General features: G+C 37.2%; 1 pseudogene. It reads right to left on the bottom strand.

Annotated features, from left to right (window positions below):
- Positions 1-155 precede the first annotated feature (155 nt).
- Positions 156-1,356: pseudogene (locus QUB11_RS31130) on the bottom strand (ISAs1 family transposase).
- Between the last annotated feature and the right edge of the window lie 84 nt (positions 1,357-1,440).

Here is a 1,440-nt window from a genome sequence, read left to right as displayed (position 1 = left end):
AAAATCATATTTGTGCGTGAGTCTTTTTCTGAAAAAATCCTTCTTAAAACTCTTAAATCCGATGGAATTAACCCAGTAAAAATCGAGCTTTAAGAACTTCTGAATTCTCGAAGCTGAATCAATTTAGATCGGGAATCTGTTTGAGTTTTCGAGCGTTAACTGGCAGAGTTTAAGATTTGGACTAAATAATTATTATCCATTCCCGCCAGATACCGCTTCATTTTTAAACTTCCTTTAAATCCTTTTTCTTGTTTCAGTAAATTGATGGCTAAACGACGTAGAAGAGCAAAGTTTTCAGGAGAATTATCTTTACGAATCCGACTCTTGTCTTCACAAAAAGTAACATCCAATGTCCAATGTAAGCTATTTTCAATACCCCAATGACTGCGAATTGCTTGAGAAATCTTCTCGGCATTACTGGCTAAACTACTCAAATAAAAGCGAACTTCTGTGGTTGTTTTATTCCACAAACGTCTTTCACTTACGATCATCACAACCGTTTTTAATCCAGTCCATAATGATTGATTATGAAGAGATGGAAGCTCTGAGACTGCCACCGTCCAAATTTGTCTTTTTTCAACTCGATGATGCCCGGCTTCTATTTGTTGATAATAGCTATGCTCTCTGCCACCAAACTCTTCTTTTCTAGCTAATTTAAACCAGTTTTTTACCTCTTCATGAAGAAGTTTTTGATTCCCTTTTAGCGCTAAAAGATAATCTCCTTTCTTCTTAATTATGAGCGCTGCTATTTCTTTCTGACATCCCAAAGCATCAATGGTTATTATGCTTCCAGCAATTTCTAGCATCTCTAACAAAGCCGGAATTGCTGTCACTTCGTTGGATTTCTTATTGACTTTTTTTTGCCCTAAAACTAATTGATGGGATGAAGACCATGCACTGACTATATGCAATGGTTTTTGGCTGTGATTCCGGTCATAAGATTGTTTCATTGTTTTGCCATCGATGGCTATGACTTCTAGCTCCAACTTTTGGGTGATTGAATTTATCCAACTCAAAAAACACTCTTGAAACTGCTGCGGTTCAATTCGAGCAAATAAGGAGACTAAATGTATCATGAGAAGGAATTCCATTCGGCAGTTCTAGAAAACCTTTCAGCCATTCATATTTGGTTGTTCCATAGAGTTCTATTGCTCCCCATCCATCTGCACCGCTGATGACAGCTAGAATCGCAATTGCTACAATATCTATTAATAAATGCTGTTTACTTCTTTCTATTCTTGGATCGGTCAAGGTTCCAAAATGGTTTAAAAAACAAGCGTTCAATAAGTGTGTCGGGTTCGAGACACCTATTGTTTTTTGTTGGGCAGTTAAAGTCGAAGTAAACCCTTTCGCCATCGATCGCACCTAATTACGCACTTGATTTAGCCCAATACTTCATCTTATCATGTTTTAGGTTGAAATTAAGATGCGTTTACCCTG

This window comes from Microcoleus sp. B6-A1 (assembly GCF_036705085.1).
Classification (GTDB): Bacteria; Cyanobacteriota; Cyanobacteriia; order Cyanobacteriales; family Microcoleaceae; genus Microcoleus.
The sequence above is the reverse complement of the archived record's forward strand: the minus strand, read 5'-3'. Positions and strand labels throughout refer to the sequence as shown.